The organism is Paenarthrobacter nitroguajacolicus (assembly GCF_051027655.1).
GTDB classification, from domain to species: domain Bacteria; phylum Actinomycetota; class Actinomycetes; order Actinomycetales; family Micrococcaceae; genus Arthrobacter; species Arthrobacter nitroguajacolicus.
The window spans coordinates 1,208,834-1,233,097 of record NZ_CP073234.1; the positions used below are offsets into that span (position 1 = coordinate 1,208,834).

A 24,264-nucleotide genomic window follows, 5' to 3' on the forward strand; every position below is an offset into this window, starting at 1 on the left:
AAATGACACAGATTTTCGACAACCCGGCAGACTTTGCCGATGAAGCGCTGGACGGCTTTGTAGCCGCCAACCGCGGCTACGTTGCGCGAGTGGACGGCGGTGTAGTCCGCTCCACGGAGGTTCCCTCCGGCCAGGTGGCCCTGGTAGTCGGCGGCGGTTCGGGACACTACCCGGCTTTCGCTGGACTGGTAGGCCCCGGACTTGCGACGGGCTCAGCCTGCGGCAACATGTTCGCCTCACCAGCAGCGGGCCAGGTGTACCGGGTAGCCAGGGCGGCCAACGCCGGCGGCGGAGTCCTGCTCAGCTACGGCAACTACGCCGGCGACGTCCTGCACTTCGGCCAGGCACAGCTCCGGCTCAACGCCGAGGGCATCGAAACCCGAACCGTCACCGTTACAGATGACATTGCCAGCGCGCCAATCGAGCAACTGGAGAGGCGCCGCGGAATCGCCGGCGACCTGACAGTTTTCAAGATTGCCGGCGCCGCCGCAGAAGCGGGACTGAACCTTGACGACGTCGAGCGGTTGGCCATCAAGACCAACTACCGGACGCGGTCGCTGGGCGTGGCTTTTGACGGTTGCACGCTCCCCGGCGCCAAGGATCCGCTGTTCCACGTTCCTGCCGGGCAGATGTCGCTGGGCCTCGGAATCCATGGCGAGCCCGGAATCTCGGAACACCCGATGCCCACTGCCTCCGAGCTGGCGGAGCTGCTGGTGACCAAGCTGCTCGCGGACAAACCTGAGGACGCCGGGGACCGGGTTGTGGCTATCGTCAACGGCCTTGGCACGGTGAAGTATGACGAACTCTTCCTCCTGTTCGGCAAGATCGAGAAGCTTCTCAGCGCTGCGGGCCTCACCGTGGTGGAGCCCGAGTGCGGTGAGCTGGTGACCAGCCTGGACATGTCCGGGCTCTCCCTGACGTTGCTGTGGTTGGACGATGAACTTGAGCAGTACTGGGCTGCGCCAGCCGACACACCGGCGTTCCGCAAAGGCAGCATGTCGCCTCGCGCCCCTCGCACTGAGGCAGCAATCGACGACGCCGAAACCGCCGACGTCGAGCAGCCCACCCCGGCAGCCGCTGCACTCGGGCGGCAGGCAGCGGCCATCCTCGCCCAGGTGCGTGACGTCGTCGTCGAGCATGAAGAGGACCTCGGCAAGCTGGACGCGATCGCCGGCGACGGTGACCACGGTATCGGCATGCGGCGCGGCGTCGATGCTGCAGCCGCCGCAAGCGAAGGCGCCGAAGGGGCTTCGGTTGCGCGCGTTCTGACAGCAGCCGGGGAAGCCTGGAGCGAACGTGCCGGCGGGACGTCCGGGGCGCTCTGGGGTTCCGCAGTGATCGCTGCCGGGCTGTCGCTGGGCAACCGTGAAACGTATACCTCGGAGGACGCGGCGGCCGCTGTGAGGGACTTCGTCCGCGCCATTACCGAACTCGGCAAAGCCGATCCCGGGGACAAAACCATGGTGGACGCGCTCCTGCCCTTCCGGGACACCTTCCTCACGGAGCTCGACGGCGGGACTCCGGTTGACCGGGCCTTGGCAGTTGCCGCTGCGGCAGCTGAGTCGGCTGCCGCGAAGACAGCTGAACTCCGGCCGCTCAAGGGCCGGGCGCGTCCCCTCGCGGAAAAGAGCGTCGGCCACCCTGATCCAGGCGCAGTGTCCTTTGGCTTGATTGCCGCCAGGATTTCCCACTTCATCGATTCACAACTGGCCACCGCGTCTTCAGCGGCAGCAGCAGGAAACGGAGCCCAAACATGAGCAACACCCAAGGCTGGCGCATCATCGTCGGCAACGATGAGGCCGGTGTCGAGTACAAGCAGGCACTCGTTGCCTTGCTGGAAGCAGACCCGCGCGTGGCCTCGGTGACGGATGTCGGCGTCGGATTCAATGACTCCACCGCCTACCCGCACGTCGCCGTCGATGCCGCCCGCAAGGTGGCCGACGGGGAAGCTGACCGCGCACTCTTGATCTGCGGCACCGGACTTGGAGTGGCCATTGCGGCGAACAAGGTCCCCGGCATCCGCGCCGTCACAGCCCACGACAGCTACTCCATTGAACGGTCAGTGCTGAGCAACAACGCCCAGGTCCTGACGCTCGGACAGCGGGTGATTGGCTTGGAGCTGGCCAAAAAGCTCGTAGGGGAGTGGCTCGACCACCGCTTCGACCAAACCTCGTCCTCCGCCGCCAAGGTGGACGCCATCTGCTCGTACGAGCCCGATTACACGAAGGCAGTTTGAACATGACCACTCCTGAAGCAACCGAACCCACCGCCAACAACGCAGCCCGGAAGATCGCCGTCGTCGGCTCCGGCTACATGGGCGGCGGCATCGCCCAAGTGCTGGCGCTCGGTGGCGCGCGCGTTGCCCTTGCCGATGTGTCTGCCGAGATCGCGCAGAAGAACTACGATCGCCTGCTGGTGGAGTCGGACCAGTTCATCGCCGACGGACTCTTCCCGGCAGGATCCACAGAGATCCTCAAGCAGAACCTGTGGGCAGCCAAGGACATCGAGGAAGCTGTAGCCGACGCCGACTTCATCGAGGAGTGCGTTCCCGAGGTACTGGAAATCAAGCACCAGTCCTTGGCCCGGATCAGCGCTGCAGCCCGCCCCGATGCCGTGATCGGTTCCAACACGTCCACCATTTCCATCGCTGCCCTCGCTGAAGCCGTGACCCATCCCGAGCGCTTCCTGGGGGTGCACTTCTCCAACCCGTCGCCGTTCATTCCCGGTGTCGAGATCATCCCCCACGCTGAGACTTCTGCCGCAACGGTGGCCGCATCGCGCGAGCTGGTCCATGCGGCCGGTAAGCAGACCGCCGTCGTCAAGGACGTCACGGGCTTCGTGCTGAACCGCCTGCAGTACGCGCTGTTCCACGAGGCAGCCCAGCTGGTGGAGCAGGGAATCGCAACGGCGGACGACGTCGACACCCTGGTGCGTACGACGTTCGGCTTCCGCTTGCCCTTCTTTGGTCCGTTCGCCATCGCGGACATGGCTGGCTTGGACGTCTACAACTTCTGCTACAAGTCACTGCAGACCGGTTTCCCGGAACGCTTCGCGACGCCGAAGATCCTCTCCGACCTTGTGGAAGCGGGCAAGCTCGGCACCAAGACCGGCGCAGGCTTCCTCAACGTGCCCGCCGAGCGCACTCCGGAACTCATCGCCTACCGCAACAAGGCCTACGTCGCCATGCAGAAGCTCATTGAAGAGCTCGGCCCGGCCCCCATCAACTAACTCTTCCTAGGAGAAAAAACATGACTTTCCCCGCTGAACGCACCGCAATCGTCACCGGCGCCGTTTCTGAACGCGGTATTGGCCGCGCTACCGTCAACTACCTGGCCGCCCAAGGCTGGAACATCGGCATCATCGATCTTGATGACGCCGCCTGCAAGATCGCAGCCAAGGAAATCGCCGCTGAGTATGGCGTGCAGGCCCACGGCGTTGGCGCAAATGTGGCAAGTGAAGCTGAGGTCCGTGCGGCCATTGACGAACTTGAGGCCGAACTGCCGCAGATCGTCGCACTGGCCAACGTTGCCGGTGTCAGCTCGCCAGTGGGCTACCTTGAGCTCGAAGCCGCTGAGTGGGACCGCGTCCTGAACATCAACCTCAACGGCGTCCACTACGCCACCCGCCGCGTGGCCGAATCCATGGTCAAGAACCGGATCGGTCGCATCGTGAACATCTCATCGGTCTCCGCCCAGCGCGGCGGCGGCACGTTCTCCAAGACCCCGTACTCTGTGGCCAAAGCCGGAGTCATCGGTTTGACCCGCGCTACCGCCCGTGAACTTGGCGAGTACGACATCACCGTCAACGCTATCTCTCCAGGCCCCATCGACACCGACATCATGGGCGGAACCCTGAGCCAGGAACGCAAGGATGAGCTCACCAAGGACTTGGTAGTGAACCGTGTGGGCTCCACCCGGGACATCGCCGCCGCCATCGCCTTCCTCATCAGCGAGGACTCCGGATACATCTCCGGCCAGACGCTGAATGTGGATGGCGGACTGTACATGCACTAGGGCCCGTGCCGTGAAGACCTGGACACGAGAACGCAAGATCTACCTTGCCGTGGGCGTCCTCGCCTGCGCAGTGGGCATGGTGCTCATTTTCTTCCCGCGCTGATCGCGCTGCTCTAGTCATTTCCTGTCACTCAAAGAGGAGTTTCAATGTCTGTTGCCACCAATTCCACTAAGGAGTTGCTGGATACGCCGGTCTTGAAGTCGGCGATTTCCAAAGCCTCGCGGCGGCTCATGCCAATGCTCGTCATCCTGTACGTGGTGGCCTTCCTGGACCGCACCAACGTTGGCTTCGCCGAAGCCGCGCTGGAAGTGGATAGGGGTATTACCGCAGGTGCTTACGCGCTGGGCGCCGGTATCTTCTTCATCGGCTATGCCCTGTTCGAGATCCCCAGCAACCTGCTGCTCACCAAGTTCGGAGCGAAGGTGTGGCTCGCCCGCATCGCCATTACGTGGGGCATCGTTTCGGCGTGCTTCGCTTTCGTCCAGGGTGAGACGTCCTTCATCATTCTTCGGTTCCTGTTGGGCGTCACCGAGGCAGGCCTCTTCCCGGGCGTCATCATGTTCCTGGCCGCGTGGTTCCCCAACAAGGTCCGCGTGAAGATGTTCGCCATCTTCTACCTGGCCCAGCCGTTCTCCCAGATGATGGGCGCACCGCTGTCGGGGTGGCTCATCAACATCGGCGACCAGGTTCCGGGCGTAGCTGGCTGGCAGGTCATGTTCTTCGTAGAAGGCATGCTCGCCGTCGTGGCCGGTATCGCCGCCTACTTCTTCCTCATTAACAGCCCCCAGGACGCCAAGTTCCTTACCAAGGAAGAGAAACGGGCCCTGTCCGATGTCATGGCATTGGAGGACACCGTGAAAGAAGAAACGGGTCCACGCGGCGTCCTGGCATCCATGCGCAACGGCCGGGTCTGGTACTTCACCGTCATCTACTTCTGCCTGCAGGTTGCGGTCTACGGCGTGACGTTCTACCTGCCACAGCAGGTGGCGCAGTTGACCGGTCAGAAGGTGGGTATCGCCGTCGGACTCCTGGCCGCGATCCCGTGGTTCTTCGGCATCTTCGCTTGCTACTTCATCGGCAAAGCTGCCAACACTGTGGAACGCCGCCGCCGTTGGGGCACCGCATTGTTCATCTCCACAGGCCTCTGCATCTTCGGCTCCGCATGGGCGGGTGCGAACCAGATGCCGGCCGTCGGCATCATCTTCATCACCCTCGCGGTGTGCAGCTTCCTGTCGACGGGCCCCATCTGCTGGTCATACCCGACGGCGTTCCTCACCGGAACTGCTGCGGCTGCGGGCATCGGGCTGATCAACTCCCTTGGAAACCTGGGTGGGTTCGTTGCCCCGATCCTGCGCACCACGGTCAACCAGGTCACCGCCTCGGACACCGGCACCATGGGTGTCTACGCGCTGGGTGTGCTGCCCTTCGTGGCGGCTGTCCTGATGTTCGGCACCAAGCGCTTCAGCAACAAAGCCGACGAACTGCTGGGTAAGTAGTCGTCCGTGAAGCTGCCTGCTACTGAAGCACTGTTCATCGGTGTGAGCACCAAGATGTACATGGGCTACGCGCAGAGCCTGGAATGGCTGGGACAGCTGGTAGCTGAAGTGGACGCCCGTCCGGCTCTCGTGGCCGGGCGGGTGGTCCCGTTTGTGATCCCGTCGTTTCCGGTGCTGCCCGAGGCGGCGCGGTTGCTTGAAGGCACGCCATTGGTCCTGGGCGCCCAAAACTGTGGCTGGTCCGATGGTCCTTGGACGGGCGAGGTTTCGCCGTCGATGCTGGGGGAACTCGGTGTCGGTCTCGTAGAGATCGGCCATGCAGAGCGTCGCCGGTACTTCGCTGAGGATGAGTCGATGATTGCGCTTAAGGTGAGTGCCGCCGTCGACGCCGGACTGACGCCACTGCTGTGCGTGGGGGAGCCTGAAACCCTGGCCCCGGCGGCAGCAGCTGACACGGTTTACCGGCAGATCAAGGCAGCTGTGTCCGGCGACTGGTCAGTTGCCTCTGGGCTGGTCATTGCCTACGAGCCTGTATGGGCGATCGGCGCTGCCGAGCCGGCTTCGGCAGGGTACGTTTCCCAAGTGGTGGACGCACTGCGGGATTCACTGGCCCAGCATGACCTGGCCCGATTGCCCATCATCTACGGGGGTTCGGCTAAACCAGGTCTCCTTCCGCAGCTGAACGAGGTGTCCGGGCTCTTCCTCGGCCGTTTTGCCCACGACGCCACCAACTTCGGCAGGGTGCTGGACGAAGCCCTTGCCCTCACCAACTAGGTAGCACTTCAGGCCGTTCTGAGGGCTCATAACGGCCTGAAGTGCTACCCAGTTGGGTGGGGGAGACGGGTGGTCAGGGACGCGCCGGGGCCACTGCCCGCTGGCAGAGGGCAACGAAGCCGCCGAGGTTCTCAAGTCCCTCGGGATGCGTCGGCAGGTAGTTAGTCAGTTCGGGTGAACGGACGACGACGGCACGCCACTGACCGCGCGACACCGCCACGTTGATCCGGTTCCTGGACAGCAGGAACTCCATGCCCCGCGGGACTTCTCCGGCAGCTGACGCGGCCATGGAAACGATCACTACCGGAGCTTGCTGACCTTGGAACTTGTCAACGGTACCCACCCGCACCTTGCCAAGTCCGGCGACCCGGAGATGGTGCTTGATCAGCTGGACCTGGGCGTTGTACGCGGCGACCACCAGGACGTCGGTTTCCTCGAGGGGACGGGGCACCGGCGATTCCGAAGGGTCGAGCCAAGTCAGGCGGAGGTGGGCCTGGACCTGCCGAACCACCTCCGCCGCTTCCTCAGGTGAGGACGTTGAGTTACCGGTATGCGGGACGGTGACGCAGGAAATACCCGGAGCAACACCGTCCAGGTGCCGTTCCTTGGCCGCGGGTGCTGCCTCAAGTCGGTTGTCGTAGGAAAGCTCGGAAACTGCGCAGCAAAGCTCTGGATGCATGCGCCATGACAGCGCCAAAAAGTAGCCGAGTTCAGGCGGCAACGTGTTGTACCCGTCTGACAGCCAGCCGAGTGCTGATTCATCAACAGGTTCCGGATGCTTCCCTTGGGTGACCTGCGGAAGCTGCTGAGGGTCGCCTAAAAGCAGAAGCCGTTTTGCAGCCCGGCTAACGGCCATGGTGTTTGCCAATGAGAACTGTCCGGCTTCGTCGATGACCAGGAGATCCAGCGAGCCCGCCGGAACCGAACTGCCCACCATGGTCCAGGCTGTTCCACCAATCAAGGCCCCGCCCGGCTTGGACAACAGTTCTTCCACGTCGCCTTTGGCGCACTGTGTCCACGGCACGGGGTCGTCGTGTTTGACTTCCTTCGCCACCCGCTGGGGATCCAAACCGGCCTTCTCCACGGCAGCGCAGAGCATGTTCTCTACGACGGCATGCGACTGGGCCACGACGCCCACTTTCCAGCCAGCAGCCACGAGCCGGGCGATGACGTGCGATCCGACATACGTTTTGCCGCTGCCAGGAGGTCCCTGTACGGCCAGATAGGAGTTGTCCAGGTCCTCGACCGCAGTTGTGATCGCGTCAACGTAGCCGTCCGCTCCGGCCGCGACGGCTGGCAGAGTTGGCAGCGTACGAAGCTTAGGAGGCTGCCTCCGCACAAGATCCAAGGAACAATCCCGCGGCCACTGCGGCAGGGCAGCACTGAGTTTTGTGGCCAGAGCCGCGAGTGCTGCCCGCTGACCGTTGGTGGCAATGGGCGGATCCGGGGTAAGCGCCATGGGCAGTTGGCTGAACTCCATGGAGTCCTTGCGAAGGCCTTCGGCGATGGTGACTGTTTCGAAGTCCTCGTCGTCTCCCACCTCTGTGACCAAAGTTCCGTTCCAGCCTGCACGGCCAAGCGCGGCGGATTCCTTCCCTTGGAGCGAGTCCGGCAGAGGAGGGCCGTACATGCGGAAATATTTCTTACCGGGTTCCAGCCCGGCGCCGTCACCGGACCGGCCATAGAGTTTCATGAGCCGCGCAGGGTTGCTCCGAGGTGTCGGCTTTGCCCAGTCCTGCAGCAGTTCGGCGTGGTCGACAACGAAGAGGTCGCGCTCGTCAGGCCACTGGGAGGTTGGTTTTTCCAAACGGTCGAAGTGTCCCCACCAGTGCTGCTTATCCTCGCGACGGTGATACCCGACGCCAGCGGCGACGATGCCGATAGCTCGGGAATCGGGAGTGGCTCTCTCGTCCTCGGGCAACCCGGCGAGGTAGTCGAAGAGTGCTTTCTCTTCCGGAGCCGCCTCATACTGATCCGGTTCGGTCTTAGCCGGTTCGGTATCTGCGGGGGGCGCTTCGTCCGCACCCCCTGGCACGATGGAACGCTCCGCAGCACGGGCAAGCAACCAGTTGCGCAGTTCCAGAGTCGAAAGGCAGTCGTATTCGTTGTAGTCCCGGATGCCTTCGAGGATCACTGCTGCTTCTTCAGGGTTTCCGGTATCTCTGCCCATGCAGTAGTCCGCGTAGGCAACAACTGAGGCGCCGGCGTCGGTCACGTCACCCGAGCGCAGGTGTTGGCCCATGTACAGAGGCTCGAGCTTTTTGATGCTGTAAGAGTTCTCTGAGATCCGGATGCTGTGCCGGACGGTGTCGTAGAGGTCCACCAGGACGCCTTGGCGCAGGAGGTCGTCAACGGCGGATTCGCCCACCACGTGCGTCAAAGACAGGTTGCGCAGGGCCGTCTTTTCGTAGGCAGCGTAGTGGTAGATGTGCATGCCCGGATATTGTGCCCGCCGCTTGGCCACGTACTCAAGGAAGTCCACAAAGGCCTTGCCTTCTTCAGCCCGTGAGTGCGCCCAGAAGGGCCTGAACACCGGCTCGGTACCGGGTTCTACAGGGTTCTCAATGACCCCGAACAGGTACTCCAACCCCCACTTTTCGGTGACGGGGTCCTGCCACAGGGGATCGCCTTCGAAGTCGAAGAAGATGTCGCCCGGATCCGGTGCGGGTAGCCTGCCCAATGTGTGGTCCGGCAGGACGTTGTAACTGATGGCTTTGGCTTCACCGGACTTGGCCGTGTACTTGACTGTGCCATCAGGGGTACCTGTTCCGGTCTGCAGCCGCGCCTGCTCACGGAGCCGCAGCAACGTGGGGTCGCCCGCCTCGGGCATGGCTGCCAGTCCGTCAATGCTGGTAACGCCGGCCTCGATCAGCTTCTTGCGCCGACTGATCCGCATGCCGGCCACCATGAGGAGATCCCGATGAAGTTGTACTTGCTCAGCGCAGTAATCACACCGGCCACAGGCGGAATAGCGGTCGTCACCCCATTCCACAGGCCCGTTTTCCGAAACGTGCGCCTCGGTCATGTCAAGGAAGCGTTGCCGCCGTTCCCGGAAGACGGGAAGGACCTGGGCAAGGGGGTGGTCGCTGTGGACGCGGTTGCCCAGCACCAGGGTGACAGTGGGATGCGGTGTGATCCCGGCCTGGATGAGTTGATCTCCATAGGCTGCCAGCTGCAGGAGGGCTGTGACCTTGGCGTGCCGTGCGAGCTTGGTGTCGAAGACGGCGTACTGCCCGCCGGGGCGCTTCACCAGGAAGTCGGAGCGGCCATGGAATTGGCCATCGAAGAAGGCGGCCTGGAAGACGACGTCCGCGCCGGAGCGCAGGGCGTCGATGGATTCCGCATGCTTGGCCGAAAGGGTGGCGCGGTCCATCGCTGTGGCGGGGGCGACGTCGTAAACGCCTTTTCCTGCGGCCGCATCCCATGGCCCGAACTCAGCAACGAAATCATCCAGGACCCGGTGCTCGTGGACGTCGCCCAGCTTGGCTGTGCGCTCCAACATGGCGTCAGTTGCGAAGTCCGGCTTAGGCGTGCGGCCCAGTTTTTCGTCGAGTTTCCGGAGCAACTGGTACTCGCAGGTGGCGGCGATAACGAGGTCGCTGGCCGAGAACACCAAGTCCTGCGGGGCGCCCGCGATCTGAGGATCGAGAAAGAACAAAGCGACCCACCTGCCTTTCCATGCCGTGAATAAACCCTTGCAGCCAAGCTATCAGCGGGCCCTGACAATATAGAGCGCAGCCACTTTAGACTGCACGCATGACTGAAACAGCCCCGACCCCGGACCCTTCGTTCGAAGCCGCCTACCAAGCCGCACAAAAGAGCCTCAGCGAGGGCGGCATCCCCATCGGAGCCGCGTTGGCCCGTGGTGGGGAAGTCATTGCCAGCGGCCACAACGAACGCGTCCAGCACGGCGACCCGATCGCGCACGGCGAGATGTCCGCGCTGAGGGCGGCCGGGCGTCAGAAGAGCTACCGCGACACCACCCTCTACACCACCTTGGCACCATGCGCGATGTGCACGGGAACCATCATCCAGTTCAAAATCCCCCGAGTGGTGGTAGGTGAGGCCGAAACGTTCGCTGGTGAATTCGACCTCCTGCGTTCACGCGGCGTGGAAGTCGTGGTGCTGGACGACCCCCGGTGTGTGGACATGATGCGCACATTCCAGGAGGAACACCCCGAATTGTGGGCTGAGGATATCGCCGAGTAGCAGTGGAAAGTGGACTCTACAAAGGGTGCAGAATTCGCCTAGTCACGGCTAGCCACCGAGCGTAGGCTGACATCATCGGCGTCGGTGCCGAGAGGCCCCGCGTCGATGACCCCAATCGATGAAGGAGGATCCATGAGTGTCGTACGTGAATTCATGACAACCAATGCTCAGTGCATCGAAGAGGACAAAACTCTTCAGGAAGCCGCCAGGCTGATGCGGGACATGGACTGCGGTTCACTTCCCATCTGCGGCCACGACGGCAAGCTCACCGGCTTCATCACCGACCGCGACATCGTGGTCAAGTGTTTGGCAGAAGGCAAGGACGCCCGGGAAGTACGCGCAGGCGAACTCGCCACCGGCAAGCCCTTCTGGGTGGACGCCGATGCCAATGTTGACGAGGCAGTCACCATGATGGAAGAACATCAGGTGCGCCGCTTGCCCGTCATCAGCGACCACAAGTTGGTAGGCATCATCAGCCAGGGCGATATCGCGCGCAACCACTATGCAGAACAGCGCCTCGGCGAGATGGTGGAGCACATTTCAGCCAAGGAGCGCATGTCGCACTGATACCAAAGCCAACTGATAAGCCAACCCAGCCGCCGCGAGGCATCCCTTTACAGGAACGCCTCGCGGCCCGTTCCCTCACGCAACACGAGTTCGCCGTCTTCAATCGAGACGAGCAGGCTCTTGGGTTTCCCCGCGAGCTTCTTCGTGGCGCTAAGCCTTCGGCTGCTGACCTCGACGCCCACGGTGGCACCCTTCGCCGGCAGCTCCACTGTCAATTCGTCGGCCATCCCCAACAGCGTCTTGGTGGACACATCCCTCTCAGACACAGCTTCCTTGCCGTTGACGGTCACTGTCACGTCATCGGAAGCAAACCCGTCCTGAAGAATGATGAGCAGTTCCTGCATGGTCCAACTACAGCACTAACACGGCCGCCCGGATAGGTCTTAGCGATACCTGCCTTCGGAAACTGTCGGCCATGTGAGGCAAACTGTCATGGTGACTTCAAATCTCCAACACCAGTCAGCTGACTCCGCCATCCACGCCATGATTGCCGAAGAACTCGGCGTCAAGACCTGGCAAGTCAAAGCCGCGGTGGAACTGCTCGACGCCGGATCCACCGTCCCCTTCATCGCCCGCTACCGCAAGGAAGTCACCGGGACGCTCGATGACACCCAGCTCCGCGACCTCGAGGAACGCCTCAGATATCTGCGTGAGCTGGAAGAACGACGTAAGTCCGTCCTGGAAGCGATCGCCGCCCAAGGCAAGCTGACCCCGGAACTGGAAGCCGCCGTCGTCGGGGCCGATACCAAGGCGCGCCTCGAGGACATTTACCTCCCGTTCAAATCCAAGCGCCGCACCAAGGCCCAGATCGCGCGCGAAGCCGGGCTGGAGCCGCTGGCCGATGTCCTGCTGGCCAACCCGCAACTGGACCCCGCCACCGAAGCCGCAAAGTACTTGAACGCCGAGCACTCCATCGACGACGCCGCCACAGCGCTCGCAGGAGCCCGCGCCATCCTGGTGGAGCGCGTCGGGCAGGACGCAGACCTCGCGGAGGACCTCCGTGAACGCCTCTGGAAGCAGGGACGCATGGTGTCGCGCGTCAAGAAAGGCATGGAGGCTGAAGGCCAGAAATTCAAGGACTACTTCGAATTCACGCAAGTGCCTTCCGGCATGCCATCGCACCGTGTTCTTGCCCTGTTGCGCGGTGAGAAGGACGGCGTCCTTGAGTTGGATCTCGCCGAAGCAGACCCAGCCGACGACGACGCCCTGGCCGCCGCCCGCGGCCGCTATGAAAACGCTGTGGCCAAGTGCCTTGGGGTCGCCAATAACGGGCGGCCCGCGGATGCCTGGTTGACGCAAACAGCGCAGCTGGCTTGGCGGGGACGCATCCTGGACCGGCTGACCACGGACCTTCGCGGACGCATGTTCGCCGACGCAGAAGATGAAGCTGTTCGCGTGTTCGCCGCCAACTTGCGCGATGTCCTGCTTGCCGCACCTGCCGGCAACCGGGCAACGCTTGGCCTCGATCCCGGACTCCGGACCGGCGTGAAAGTCGCTGTCGTGGACGGCACCGGCAAGGTTGTCACCACGGACACCATCTACCCGCACGCACCGGCGAAAAAGTGGGACGAGGCGTTGGCCACGCTCGGACGGCTCGCGAAGCAGTACAACGTGGAGTTGGTGGCGATCGGCAACGGAACGGCTTCCCGCGAAACGGACAAATTGGCCACGGAACTCATCAAGTCACTCGAAGCTTCAGGCTCCAAGGGGATCCAGAAGCTGGTGGTGTCCGAGGCCGGGGCTTCGGTGTACTCAGCCTCCGCCCTCGCGGCTTCCGAACTCCCTGGCATGGACGTCTCGCTTCGGGGTGCTGTTTCCATCGCCCGGCGGCTTCAGGATCCCTTGGCCGAGTTGGTCAAGATCGAACCCAAGTCCATCGGCGTGGGGCAGTACCAGCACGATGTCACCGCCGCCAAGCTCGACCGCTCGCTGGATGCCGTGGTGGAAGACTGCGTGAACGCCGTGGGCGTGGACGTGAACACAGCATCGCCCGCGCTGCTTAGCCGTGTGGCCGGCGTCGGGCCGCTGCTGAGCGAGAACATCGTGGCCTATCGGAACGAGAATGGGCCGTTCGCCAAGCGCAGCGACCTCAAGAAGGTGCCCCGGCTGGGTGCCAAGGCGTTCGAGCAATGCGCGGGCTTCCTCCGGATCACCGGGGGAGCGGAGCCATTGGATGCCTCCAGCGTGCACCCGGAAGCATATTCCGTGGCTCGGAAGATCCTCGTAGCGGCCGGTGGCGGTCCCGCCACGGCGTTGGATCCGCAGGCATTCGTCGATGGCACATTCGGCCTCCCGACCGTCAAGGACATCATGTCCGAGCTGGAGAAGCCCGGCCGCGACCCCCGTCCCGCGTTCAAGGCGGCCTCCTTCTCTGAAGGCATCGAGAAGATCTCCGACCTCAAGTCCGGCATGATCCTGGAGGGCACTGTCACCAACGTGGCTGCGTTCGGCGCCTTCGTGGACGTCGGAGTGCACCAGGACGGGCTGGTCCACGTCTCGGCACTGTCCAACAAGTTCGTCTCGGATCCACGCGAGGTCGTGAAGTCCGGCCAGGTGGTGCGGGTCAAGGTGTTGGAGGCCGATCCCGAGCGCAAGCGGATCTCCCTCACCCTGAGGCTCGACGACGAACCCGGCACTGCTGGTGGGCGCACCTCGGGTGGACGTGCCTCAGGCGGCGAACGTGCTGGTGGTCAGCGCGGCGGCGGTCAGGGTGCTGCCCAGCGCGGCGGCGGCCAAGGTGCCCAGCGCGGCGGCGGCCAAGCCGGGCAGCGTTCGGGCCAACCTGGCCAGGGTTCACAACGGCAGAGCCAGAGTGATCGGCGTCAGGGCGGCGCGCGCCAAGGCAAACCCCAGCAGGCTCCGGCCGCTCCTGCCAACACGGCAATGGCTGAAGCATTGCGAAGGGCCGGACTGGGTAAGTAAGTCCCGCTGCCAACGAATCCCGCCCTTGTTCGAGTGCCGTCCCGTTCTACGGTGAGTCGGACGAACACGGGCCGGATTCGTGAGCGGACGCCTACAAACCCGCGGTCCGGGCCTCCCACGCCTCTGCGTTCGAAGCTTGCAGAGCCATCGGTAGCCAGCGCCCGATACGTTCGAACGCCTGGCGCCTGACCGGTTCCGGCGACAGGAAAATGTCGTGGAACGCGTTCGGCAGCCGGCTCACCGTGACGGTGTCCGCCAGGGACAACGCGCGGTGGGCCACGGCGTCGACGTTGAGTGCCACGTCAGCGGTGAGCGCGTCGGCGGACCACTTTGGTTGGAGATAGCTCTTGTCCGAGAGCAACACGAGTACCGGAACTTCGATGCCCAAACCTGCTGCGACGGTTGCCTGGCCACGAAACACGGCGTCGAGGAAGGCCGGAGTGATAGGGAATCCGCGGTCAGGCCGCCACTCGAGGTTGTAGTCCCATTCGCCGTCAAGAGTGGCTGATACGGCCCGGGTGTAGATGCCCGGATCTACTGGTGGCAGCGGCGTCAAGGGGTGAAGACGGGCGTGGAGTCCCACGAGGGGTGCGATCGCCCGCCTCCCGAGTTCGGTCGCCTGGAATTCCAGCCAAGGGCTGTTGAGGATCACAGCCGACGCGATGCCGGGATGGCGGGCGGCCCACAGGCTGAGGGTGAGCCCACCGGTGGAGTGTCCCAACAGGATGAGCGGCCGGTCCACGCCCGAAACACCAGAGCGGCCCATGGCTGAAAGCGCTGCTTCGATGTCGGCGTCGTAGTCCGCGAGGTTGGTGACGAAGCCCGGCACCATTCCAGGGCTTAGGCTGCGACCATAATTATGCAGGTCCAGGGCGTAGAAGCGAGCGCCTGCCCGATGCCAGAACTCGGCCACATGCTTTTGAAAGAAGTAGTCGGACCAGCCGTGGACGTACAGGACGTCGGCGTCGATTCCAGCGTCGTCGGGAATTTCGCCGGAGACCGCGAGCCACTCCGGGGCGACCCCGAGGTACCGCACCAAGGTGGCGGTAGCGCCGCCGTCGAGCTTTAGCGTTTGTTGCTCAAATCCCTCGCCAAGAATGTCCGGGGTCCACGGCTGCGTCATGAGTTTTTTTCCTTCTGCCACGGCCAGCGGCCCGTTATTTCGAGCTCGAGGGAGAAGCTGAGGAAGGTACGGATCAGCACAATGATGGCCAGGACGCCGACGCTCTCAAAGGTAGGGGTCACGGCGACGGTCCGGATGATATCGGCGGCCACCAGGAGTTCGAGCCCCAGCAGGATGGACCTGCCCAGCAGCTGCCGGTATGAGCGGTACGGAGAGAAGGGGGCGAGGCCTTGGGCGCGTTTTGGTTGATACCCTCGCAGGGCCAAAGGGACGGACACCAAGGCCCCGATCACCATGACTGCCACCCCCGCGAAGTCCATGTACCGGCCGACTTCTTCGATGACGTGCTGGAAATCCATGGCCCTCCCTGCCTAGGTGCGTGCCTCCACCGTCTCATAGAGCCATCGCCGCACGCAGCAAACAACGACGGCGGCAGCCGGGTTCCGTTCAGAAGAACCTGGCTGCCGCCGTCGGGCGTTGGTGAAAGGTGCCGCTACAGCGCCGGCGCCGGGACCGGGAAGAACACCCGGGGATCCTGAAGCAGTGCGGGGTAGTCGAAGTCGGTGCGCTTGATAACCTTGGTGACCTCGAAGTTGCGCGCGAACCGGCCGTCAACAGTGATGGGTCGGCCCTGGATCAGGCCAACAGCGAAGGTTTGGCCACCGTCGAAGGGAACAGCAAGTTCGGTCTTGCCGGGCAGGGTGTTGAACGCCTGTTCCTGGGCTTGGCGCTTGCGCGTGGGCTTCTTCTCTTGCTGCTTGACGGGCCGCTTCTTCGGGCCCTTAACCTGACGGCGGGACTTTTCCTCCGCGTACACGAACTGGTACTCGTCGGGGTCTGCCGGGGCAGCGGCACGGGCCTTGCCGTGCGGCGGCATGGCGACGGTGGTGAGCTGCTCCGGACGGAGGTCCTCCACGTTGGCGCGCAGGATCAGCAGGCGATCCTCTTCCGGGTCCTCCGGGTGGAACTCGTGCTTGGGTTCCGGCCACACGTACTCGAGCTTTTCCTCGGTGCCGGGGAAGATCAGGGAGTAGTGCTTGGGATCCTTGGAAATCAGCTTGGAGCGGTGGCTGAGGTGCAGGTCCTCGTGTCCGAGCCACGGCGGCATGACGATCCTGGAGGCGTAGTCAGGGTGGGCCGCCTGTGGCGCGAACTCCGTGATGTTGGTGCGCGTGTTGTCCGGGTGGCCGCGCGCAATCCACTCGTCGGCCATGGCCAGGCCGTACATGGTGAGCGCGGGGACGTGGCCCATCCACATGCGCACGGCGGGGTGGGACTGCCAACCGTACTCCGGGATCACCAACGCGCGGAGAACCTGAAGGGCTTCGACGCGCTGTTTGCCGAGCCTTGAAGTGTCGAGCGCCGCGGCACTCTCACGGAAATCGGCGAAAGGGAGGAAAGTCTGCATCCTTTCAGTTTGAGGGTGCCGGGCGTAAGAACCAAGTTGAGTGCTCCGGGACACGTGCCGGTGTTGGGGCCTAGAGTTGTCGGGTGGAAACTTTTGGCGAGAAAACTACGACCACGGCGCCTCCGGTTGCCGAACTGCACCTGCACATCGAAGGGACTCTCCAGCCAGAGCTGATCTTTGCCCTGGCCGAACGAAACGGCATCGAACTGCCATACGAAGACATCGAGGAACTCCGGGAAAAGTACGAGTTCACTGACCTGCAGTCTTTCCTGGACCTCTACTACGCCAACATGGCCGTCCTGCAGACCGAGCAGGACTTCACTGACATGACGCGCGCCTACCTGAAGCGGGCTGCGGCCGGGGGAGTGCGCCACGCGGAAATCATGATGGACCCCCAGGCCCACACCTCCCGGGGCGTGGCCCTGGAAACCTGCGTCAATGGTGTGGCCAACGCACTGGCCACCTCCGTGGAAGATTTTGGTGTCTCCACCCTCCTCATCGCTGCGTTCCTGCGCGACATGTCGGAGGACTCGGCTCTTGAGGTGCTGGACCAGCTCCTGGCAATGCACGCTCCGATCGCCGGGATCGGTTTGGACTCCGCGGAGGTGGGCAATCCGCCGTCGAAATTCGAGCGCCTGTACCAGCGCGCCAGCGAGGCCGGTTTGCGGAGGATCGCGCACGCGGGCGAGGAAGGACCTGCCTCCTACATCACCGAGGCCTTGGACGTACTTCACGTGGAACGGATCGATCACGGCATCCGCTGCATGGAAGACACGGATGTAGTGCAACGACTCGTCGCTGAGCAGGTTCCTTTGACCGTCTGCCCGCTCTCCAATGTCCGGCTCCGCGCCGTGGATAAGCTGGCTGACCACCCCTTGCCCGAGATGTTGGCGATTGGGCTGAACGTTTGCGTGAATTCGGACGACCCCGCTTACTTTGGCGGTTACGTGGACGACAACTTCGAGCAACTGGTCAAGGTCCTGGAGTTCTCGGTTCCGGAGCAGGCCACCTTGGCTGCCAACTCCATCCGGTCCTCCTTTGCCAGTGACGCCCGCAAGGCGGTGCTGTTGGACGAGGTCACGGAGTGGGTCAAGGCATCCGTGACACCCGCTTAAGGCACGGCAGCCGAGACCCGTGGATCACTTGCGGCGTCTGTGATGTCACACTCAGTCACGACACACGGTGTTTACCTTCCGCAGTCGCGGGAATTAACAATTCATTGGCAAACTTCTAGGGAGTATCCACCGTTGAAGGAGAAGCATGGGCGCGAATACCGCCGAGAACACCAACCTTCGTCTGAAGGCCGTACTGGACATCCTCGCTGAGAGCGTATGGTCCGGGGCCACGTTGAACGCCGGCGAGGTGCTGGCCGAAGCGATCGTCCGAGTACCTTTCAATGACCACGAGGCTGAACTTCTCAGTGGCGGCATTCCTCGCGGCCACAAGACCCTGACGTCCGCCTCGGCGAAGCTGGTCAAGGCTGGCTGGCTGGTCAAGGGCCGCTCGGGTTGGACCATTCCGGAGGACGGCCTGCGTGCGACAGTGGCCTTCCCGGACGCGCAGGCATTTGGAGCAGCGCTCGACGCCGGCACTCCGGTACCGGCCGACGTTGCCGTTCCGACGGCCCCGCCTGTGAAGCCGCAAGCCAAGAAGACAGCTGCAACCAAGCGCGCCGCTGCGAAGAAGGCCACGGAGCCTAAAGTCGCGGCCGCTGATGTAGCTGAGCCGAAGGTCGCTGCCGCCAAGGTCTCCGCGCCGAAGGCCAAAGCTGCAACAGCCAAGGCTTCCTCCGCCGCGGCTGCACCGTCCGCGACGAAGTCCACCGCGAAGAAGTCCACGCGCAAGGCGCCGGCGAAAGCAGCAGCCGCCTCCGCCGTCGAGACCCTGCCACAGCCTGACGCCGTGGCGATCGCCGGGGACTTCAATAAAATCCTGGGAGCACCCGAGGATTGGGCGCCGCAGTACGACGAAGCCCAGATGGATTTCAACCCGCTGGTCCAGGTGTGGACGCTGACGGCTGAGCTGCCTGCCGCCTTTTACACCTACAAGATCGCGCTGAACCGTTCATGGGACGAGAACTACGGTGCGTTCGGCGCCCGTGATGGCGCGAACCACGAGTTGAACCACGACGGCGGTCCGGTCACCATCACGTACAGCCACGCGACGCGGGACATTGTGGTCGGCTAGGTCTATTTCCGGCTCGAAACCTGCCCTTGTTCGTCCCACGTCCCGTTGTACGGTGAGTGGCACGAATGAGGGCAGGTCTCGTTAAGGTGGTTCCATGACTGACGAAACCCTTCGCCTCACAGCCCGCATCACCGGAGTGGTCCAAGGGGTCGGGTTCCGCTACTGGACGGCCCGTAAAGCTGACGAGCTCATGTTGAAGGGAACAGTCCGAAACGACCACGACGGCTCGGTGCTGTTGGTCGCTGAGGGGGAGCCATCCGAGGTCAGTCAGCTCACCTCATGGCTCCACTCCACCCGGGCACCTGGGCGCGTGGACAACGTTGACTTTGAGGTTTCCGAAGCAACCGGGGAGTTCGACGACTTCCGCATTGTGGGCTAAGCCCTTGCTAGGCCCCGGGCGATGCTGTGGTGAGCCCTGATTCGGTAGCGGCGAGGAGCAGCTCGTGGTCGTAAGCGACCAGCCTGTCGGTCTGCAGTCGAATGGCTGCCGCCAAGTGAGTAGCGTCCGCACTCCTCAACTGTCTCGGGAGTGCCGCTGCGTACATGAGGTCTGAGCGGGCCACGTCAACCAAGTTGATTCCGGCCAAAACGGCGTTGACGACGTCGAACGGCAAATTCCTCCGACGAGCTGCGCAGTGCAGTTCCGTGTAGAGGAGCATGGAAGCCACGAGGTGTGCTCCGGAGGCTGCTATCTCCACCAAGTAGGCAGCAGCGGCGGCTGACTCCCGTTCGCCGACTACCAACTTCATGGCGGCGGAAGTGTCAACGTAAACGATCACCTGTCGCCGCGCAGATCGGCCAGGATATCGGCTGTAGTCATGTCGCTGCTGATGCGAGGCAGGATTGTGAAGTCCACAGGTGTCTCGCTTGCCGGCCGGACGCTACCTGCTTGGAGTAGACGCTCAAAGGGCGAAGCCGACGGTGGAATGAGGGTTGCCGCCACCTCGCCGTTGTTGGTGACGTCGATGACTTCCCCATTTTTGACGCGTTCCAGAATCTTACTGCTCTGATTACGCAGTTCCCGGTGCGGAATAGTTGTCATGATCGGCCTCCGTAGCAATCGTAGCATCCTGCGCGCCCGCAGCGTTTCCGCTGGTCAGGCAGGCTGAGCTGCGGTCCGCGTCGCCTCGACGTAGTGCTCCAGCGGCTGCAGCGCAGGCTGCGAGGAGCTGTCCCTGACAGCGTCGGCACCAACGGCGTTGGCTACTGACAAGGCATGCGTGTACTCAAGTCCGGACTGGAGCGCCAGGACCAGCGCGGCGCAGAAGGCGTCCCCGGCACCGATGGTGTTGGCAATGTCGGTGACTCTCACCGCTGGAGCCCCGGCCACCCGTTCGCCGTCGACGAAGATCGCCGAACCCTCGCCCCCGTAGGTCACTGCAACCAGCGGAGCGTCGCGGAGGGCCGGGATCAGTTGGTACTCTGTCTCGTTCACGATCACCAGGTCGCAACGTTCCAAGAGCTCGGGAATGATCGGTGCAGCAGGGGCAGCGTTCAGGACAAAGAACCCCTTGGTCTGGCGTGCGGCTTCCAGCACAACCTCCTGGTCCACTTCGAGTTGGCACAGGATGGCCTCGTCGTCAGCGAACTTAACACCCTCCAGGCTCACCGAAGCGTTGGCGCCGGGGCACACCACTATCTGGTTCTCGCCCCCACCGTCTACCAGCACCAGGGCGGTTCCAGTGGCAGCATCCGCCCGGGATACGTCCTGAACGTCGACACCGGCGGCCGACATCGCGCTGAGAAGGCTGGCGCCGGCGTCGTCCTGGCCTACGGCCCCCACCATGCGGGAGTGTCCGGTGAGTCGGGCCGCAGCAACAGCCTGGTTGGCGCCCTTCCCGCCGGGTTGTTGGCGGAGAACGCCTCCGCCAACGGTTTCACCGGGCGAAGGGAGTCGGTTGGCTGTCGCCGTGATGTCGAGGTTAATGCTGCCCACCACCGTGAGCGTGGGGGCCAATTTGGGCGCAGGGGACTGCAAGGACGTGCTCATGGGAGAACCCTTTCGGGATGCTGGCGGAGGGGAGATTTCAGGAGGACTGGATGACGGAGAGGTGCCCGGCCTTGGCGGCCACCAGGCATTTGGCGAGATAGAACGGAGAACCATTCCGGCGGACGTATTGGGTGAGGACCAGCACGGGATCGGAGGGGCGGAGGCCCAGCAACTTCGCGCGGCTAAGGCCGGCGGTGCTCAGGCTGATCTGGCATTCGCCGGGGCCAAGGGTCGTGCCGGGCAGCCCGCTGAGGACTTCCAAGAGCGTTGACGCGGAAAGCGTGGGAGCTTCTGCAGCTTCGGCCAGGGCCTCGGCTTCGGGGATTTCCTGGGCGACGTTCTCCTGGAGATGCGCCAGGGGCTCACCGTTCCGGATGAGCACACTTTCCCAGAACCACACGTCCTCGTCAGGCTGGACACCAATGCCTGGCGCCACGAATTCCGATGCCGGTTGCTTGATTGCGGCTACCCGTTTGACCTGGATGTCCTGGTCCGGCCCGCCAAGAAGCTGATCGAACGGTCGAATGTGTTCAATGCCGATGCGGGGGAGCGAATCGGCAACAAACCGGCCAACTCCGCGTCGTGCCCGGGTGAGGCCATCTTCTTCCAGCAGCATCAGCGCTTCCCGGATCACGGTACGGCTGACGTCCATCATGCTGCCCAGCTCCGTCTCCGTGGGGAGCAGGGAACCCGGCGGCAGGATTTTGGTCCGGATCGCTTCGGCGATGCGGGAGTAGGCCGCGACGCGCAAAGGTTGCCCGGGTTGGGCGGCGATGGGTCGCGACAGGAACTGGACGGCGTTGTCGGTCAAGGGTGCCTCACTTGAGATGGGTTACGGATACTGTACCGGATGAATGTGATAGGTTGCACAAGCTCGTAATACATGCTTGTATAACAACTCACATCTCGTGGCGCTGCCCGCGCCCTCGGACAAAGGAGTTTGATGTGAACATCCCCAATACCGCGGTTGACCCGCGGTCTGTAGATCCCCAACCTGTTGACCGGCAGTCTCCATCACAGGTGACATCAACTGAAGCAGCCGCAGACGAAGGCCGCTTCCACGGCAAGGCAGCCGCGCTGCTCATCACTACGCTGGTCCTGGCGGTGCTGGCATTCCAGCTCAACGCCAGCATGATCACCCCGGCACTGCCACACATCGGCTCCTTCTTCGGCGAAACGCCCGAAGCCGTGGCCCAAGTGCAGTCGATGTTCTTCCTCGCCGGCGCCATCGCTGGGCCCGTGATCGGCCGCTGGAGCGATTTCATCGGACGCCGTAACGCACTCCTCCTGGTGCTGGCCATCATGGGCGCGGGAACCGTGCTCTGCATCTTCGCACCCACCCTGCCGTTGCTGGTCACCGGCCGCTTCATGCAGGGTGTTTCCAGCGCCATCTTTGCGCTCTCCTACATCGTCCTGAACGAGTACCTGCCTGCCCGACTCTTCGGAACATCCATCGGCATCATCGCTGCCATCAACGGTGGGGTTGGCGGCGTGGATGGCTACTTCGGCGGACTCATGGCTGAGACCCTTGGCTTCCAGTCGATCTTCGTCGCCGTCCTGGTACTGGCCGCAATCGCCGTCGTGTGTGTCATTAAAGTGGTCCCGAGTGGCAGGTCCGCCGTTGCTCCCGGCCGGATGGACTGGTGGGGCGCAGGCTCGCTGTCCGTGTTCCTGGTGTTCATCACCTATTTCGTGTCCACGGGCTCTTCGGCGGGTTGGACCTCACCGGCAGCCCTTGGCCTGCTTGCCGGCAGCATCGCGTCCTTCACGGCCTTCTGGCTCATCGAGAAGAAGCGCGAAACCCCTCTTGTGGCCGTTCACCACCTCCGTTCACGTCAGGTGTGGCCCGTCATCGCCACCACCGTGCTGACGCTCGCGGGCATCTTCGCCATCATCAACTTCACTGTGGTGTTGCTGAGCCAGGACAAGGAAAACGGCTTCGGATTGTCGGCTTCGGTCGCTGCCTTGCTGTTCCTCACACCCGCGGCACTCATTGGAGTGTTCGCGGCTCCGCTCGCCGGGTGGATCGCCGACCGCCGCGGCTGGATCAAGACCGTCCGCGTCGGCACGGCAACCAGCCTCGCCTGCGCAATCGTCGCGGCGCTATTCGCCCACAACCAGGTAGCAGTGCTCATCGCCATCGCCGCTCTGGGCATCTTCTACAACGGCTTCTTCCTCACTGCCATCAACGGCCTGTCCGTGCTGCTCTCGCCAAAGGAAGCGCCGGCCGCGCTGCCGGGCATCAACGGTGCTTCCTTCGGCATCGGGGCGAGCCTTGGCGTCGTGGTCGTTGCACCGTTCGCAGGCCAGGGCACCGCAGCCGGATACTCGGCGGCCCTCTGGATTTCGGTGTCCATCACGGCGCTTGCCTTCATCGTCAGCCTGTTCATCGCGGCCCCCAAGGGCGAAAAGATCTAACGTACGACGCCGACACGCGGCTGCGCTTGCAACTCACCGCAGCTTCAGCCCACTCCGCACAACAAGCAGTCCGCTTCACCTGAAACGAGAGACCAAAATGACCCAGCCCGCCCCCTTCTTCCTTGACTGCGATACCGGCATCGACGACGCCCTCGCCTTGGCCTACCTCCTCGCCTCCCCTCGGGCGGACCTCGTGGGCATTGGCACCGTGAGCGGCAACGTCAGCGCGGCAGGCGGGGCACGGAATACCCTGGACCTGCTGAACTTGGCCGGCCACCCGGACATTCCCGTGGCTATCGGCGCCCACGATCCTCAGGTTGGCACTTTTCACGGCGGCGCTCCGCACGTCCACGGTGATAACGGCATCGGCGGGGTAGATCTGGTCCCGTCGGACCGTGAGCCCGTCAACGCCACGGCCGCGGAGCTGCTGGTTCAATTGGCGCACAAATATGCGGGGGAGCTTCGCCTTGTGGCCATTGGCCCGTTGACCAACATCGCCGAAGCCCTGCGCCTGGAACCGAAACTGCCTGAGCTGATCGCCGAGGTCACCATCATGGGCGGCGCAGCGTTGGCCCCGGGAAACATCACGCCTGTTGCCGAGGCCAACATCGCCAACGATCCTGAGGCTGCCGCCGAAGTCCTGGCCGCCGACTGGAACGTGACGCTGGTGCCGTTGGATGTCACCATGACTAACGTCCTGGAGGAAAACCACCGCCAGGAATTGCTCGCCACCGAGCACCCGGTCTCGCAGGCACTCGGCGAAATGCTTGGTTACTACTTCGGCTTCTACGTCGACATCTTCGGTCGGGCTTGCTCGGCGATGCACGATCCCCTTGCTGCGGCCATCGCTGTCAGGGGTGTGGAACTCGCACTGGCACCGACCGTCCGGGTCCAGGTGGATACCACCGACGGACCTGGCCGCGGCCAGACGGTCTGCGATCTCCGTGGCCAGTACGCGGGATTCCCGGCGCAGCGCGGCGCACATTGCCGAGTGGTGCTGGAGATCGGCGAGGACTTCGCGCCACACCTGCTGGGTACCATGCAGGCGGCCTGGCTTACTGAGGCACAAGCGGTGGCACCGGTCGCCTGACTGGCGGAAGACTGAGGTATCGGCGACGACGGCGGCAGCGGCCCGCCGTCGTCGCCCTCTTTAAGC

General features: G+C 63.5%; 23 protein-coding genes. 14 read left to right on the forward strand and 9 right to left on the reverse strand.

Annotation, left to right across the window (positions count from 1 at the left end):
- Positions 1-2 precede the first annotated feature (2 nt).
- From dhaL to KCX59_RS06095, 6 genes are all read left to right on the forward strand, one after another.
- Complete coding sequence (gene dhaL / locus KCX59_RS06070; RefSeq protein WP_179018169.1) at positions 3-1,757, forward strand: dihydroxyacetone kinase subunit DhaL; 1,755 nt, start codon at positions 3-5, stop codon at positions 1,755-1,757.
- The gene (locus KCX59_RS06075) at positions 1,754-2,236 is read left to right on the forward strand and encodes a ribose-5-phosphate isomerase (RefSeq protein ID WP_179018170.1); all 483 of its coding nucleotides are present in this window, start codon (positions 1,754-1,756) and stop codon (positions 2,234-2,236) included. The genes dhaL and KCX59_RS06075 overlap by 4 nt, the downstream gene beginning before the upstream one ends.
- Positions 2,237-2,238: 2 nt before the next feature.
- The gene (locus tag KCX59_RS06080; protein ID WP_091465854.1) at positions 2,239-3,228 is read left to right on the forward strand and encodes a 3-hydroxyacyl-CoA dehydrogenase family protein; all 990 of its coding nucleotides are present in this window, start codon (positions 2,239-2,241) and stop codon (positions 3,226-3,228) included.
- 20 nt (positions 3,229-3,248) lie between these two features.
- Positions 3,249-4,013, forward strand: a complete 765-nt coding sequence (locus KCX59_RS06085) for an SDR family NAD(P)-dependent oxidoreductase (RefSeq protein WP_178994383.1) — start codon at positions 3,249-3,251, stop codon at positions 4,011-4,013.
- A 147-nt stretch (positions 4,014-4,160) separates the two neighbouring features.
- Positions 4,161-5,510 carry an MFS transporter gene (locus tag KCX59_RS06090; protein WP_178994385.1) on the forward strand — a complete coding sequence of 450 codons (1,350 nt, stop codon included), beginning with the start codon at positions 4,161-4,163 and terminating at the stop codon, positions 5,508-5,510.
- A 6-nt stretch (positions 5,511-5,516) separates the two neighbouring features.
- On the forward strand, positions 5,517-6,284 hold the full coding sequence (locus KCX59_RS06095) for a triose-phosphate isomerase family protein (RefSeq protein ID WP_178994387.1): 768 nt from the start codon (positions 5,517-5,519) through the stop codon (positions 6,282-6,284).
- Between the two features lie 73 nt (positions 6,285-6,357).
- Here the strand turns inward: KCX59_RS06095 and KCX59_RS06100 are convergent, their stop codons facing one another.
- The gene (locus KCX59_RS06100) at positions 6,358-9,942 is read right to left on the reverse strand and encodes a TM0106 family RecB-like putative nuclease (protein ID WP_179018171.1); all 3,585 of its coding nucleotides are present in this window, start codon (positions 9,940-9,942) and stop codon (positions 6,358-6,360) included.
- 98 nt (positions 9,943-10,040) lie between these two features.
- Here KCX59_RS06100 and KCX59_RS06105 point away from each other — a divergent pair, with 98 nt between their 5' ends.
- Positions 10,041-10,493: a nucleoside deaminase gene (locus tag KCX59_RS06105; protein WP_178994391.1), complete on the forward strand. Its 453-nt coding sequence runs from the start codon at positions 10,041-10,043 to the stop codon at positions 10,491-10,493.
- Between the two features lie 132 nt (positions 10,494-10,625).
- Complete coding sequence (locus tag KCX59_RS06110; protein WP_178994393.1) at positions 10,626-11,060, forward strand: CBS domain-containing protein; 435 nt, start codon at positions 10,626-10,628, stop codon at positions 11,058-11,060.
- 47 nt (positions 11,061-11,107) lie between these two features.
- Here the strand turns inward: KCX59_RS06110 and KCX59_RS06115 are convergent, their stop codons facing one another.
- Complete coding sequence (locus KCX59_RS06115; RefSeq protein ID WP_091465863.1) at positions 11,108-11,404, reverse strand: hypothetical protein; 297 nt, start codon at positions 11,402-11,404, stop codon at positions 11,108-11,110.
- Positions 11,405-11,492: 88 nt separating this feature from the next.
- On the opposite strand from KCX59_RS06115, the gene KCX59_RS06120 reads away from it, so the two are divergent.
- Positions 11,493-13,982 (forward strand): Tex family protein, encoded by a 2,490-nt coding sequence (locus KCX59_RS06120; protein ID WP_179018172.1) that lies wholly within the window; start codon positions 11,493-11,495, stop codon positions 13,980-13,982.
- A gap of 91 nt (positions 13,983-14,073) precedes the next feature.
- Here the strand turns inward: KCX59_RS06120 and KCX59_RS06125 are convergent, their stop codons facing one another.
- The 3 genes from KCX59_RS06125 to KCX59_RS06135 all read right to left on the reverse strand — a co-directional run bounded on the left by KCX59_RS06125 (position 14,074) and on the right by KCX59_RS06135 (position 16,513).
- Positions 14,074-15,105, reverse strand: coding sequence for an alpha/beta hydrolase (locus tag KCX59_RS06125; protein ID WP_179018173.1), 1,032 nt, complete (start codon positions 15,103-15,105; stop codon positions 14,074-14,076).
- Entirely contained in the window at positions 15,102-15,464 is a 363-nt protein-coding gene (locus KCX59_RS06130; protein WP_178994399.1) for a DUF1622 domain-containing protein, read from the reverse strand. The genes KCX59_RS06125 and KCX59_RS06130 overlap by 4 nt, the downstream gene beginning before the upstream one ends.
- A gap of 134 nt (positions 15,465-15,598) precedes the next feature.
- Entirely contained in the window at positions 15,599-16,513 is a 915-nt protein-coding gene (locus tag KCX59_RS06135) for an MSMEG_6728 family protein (RefSeq protein ID WP_091465870.1), read from the reverse strand.
- 83 nt (positions 16,514-16,596) lie between these two features.
- Between KCX59_RS06135 and KCX59_RS06140 the strand changes: the two genes are divergently transcribed.
- From KCX59_RS06140 to KCX59_RS06150, 3 genes are all read left to right on the forward strand, one after another.
- A complete protein-coding gene (locus KCX59_RS06140; RefSeq protein ID WP_178994401.1) occupies positions 16,597-17,628 on the forward strand; it encodes an adenosine deaminase in 1,032 nt (343 codons plus the stop codon).
- 145 nt (positions 17,629-17,773) lie between these two features.
- Entirely contained in the window at positions 17,774-18,700 is a 927-nt protein-coding gene (locus KCX59_RS06145; protein WP_179018174.1) for a pullulanase X25 domain-containing protein, read from the forward strand.
- A gap of 94 nt (positions 18,701-18,794) precedes the next feature.
- On the forward strand, positions 18,795-19,079 hold the full coding sequence (locus KCX59_RS06150) for an acylphosphatase (RefSeq protein WP_091465875.1): 285 nt from the start codon (positions 18,795-18,797) through the stop codon (positions 19,077-19,079).
- A gap of 7 nt (positions 19,080-19,086) precedes the next feature.
- Here the strand turns inward: KCX59_RS06150 and KCX59_RS06155 are convergent, their stop codons facing one another.
- Genes KCX59_RS06155 through KCX59_RS06170 form a run of 4 tightly spaced genes read right to left on the reverse strand, consistent with a single transcriptional unit; the run spans position 19,087 to position 21,501 of the window.
- Entirely contained in the window at positions 19,087-19,449 is a 363-nt protein-coding gene (locus KCX59_RS06155) for a VapC toxin family PIN domain ribonuclease (RefSeq protein WP_218649488.1), read from the reverse strand.
- Between the two features lie 26 nt (positions 19,450-19,475).
- Complete coding sequence (locus KCX59_RS06160; protein ID WP_179018176.1) at positions 19,476-19,742, reverse strand: type II toxin-antitoxin system Phd/YefM family antitoxin; 267 nt, start codon at positions 19,740-19,742, stop codon at positions 19,476-19,478.
- A gap of 54 nt (positions 19,743-19,796) precedes the next feature.
- Complete coding sequence (locus KCX59_RS06165; protein WP_179018177.1) at positions 19,797-20,690, reverse strand: ribokinase; 894 nt, start codon at positions 20,688-20,690, stop codon at positions 19,797-19,799.
- 37 nt (positions 20,691-20,727) lie between these two features.
- Positions 20,728-21,501: a GntR family transcriptional regulator gene (locus KCX59_RS06170; protein WP_179018178.1), complete on the reverse strand. Its 774-nt coding sequence runs from the start codon at positions 21,499-21,501 to the stop codon at positions 20,728-20,730.
- A 134-nt stretch (positions 21,502-21,635) separates the two neighbouring features.
- Here KCX59_RS06170 and KCX59_RS06175 point away from each other — a divergent pair, with 134 nt between their 5' ends.
- Both KCX59_RS06175 and KCX59_RS06180 read left to right on the forward strand, forming a co-directional pair.
- Positions 21,636-23,108, forward strand: coding sequence for an MFS transporter (locus KCX59_RS06175; protein ID WP_179018179.1), 1,473 nt, complete (start codon positions 21,636-21,638; stop codon positions 23,106-23,108).
- Positions 23,109-23,205: 97 nt separating this feature from the next.
- Positions 23,206-24,198: a nucleoside hydrolase gene (locus KCX59_RS06180; RefSeq protein ID WP_179018180.1), complete on the forward strand. Its 993-nt coding sequence runs from the start codon at positions 23,206-23,208 to the stop codon at positions 24,196-24,198.
- Positions 24,199-24,264: the final 66 nt, after the last annotated feature.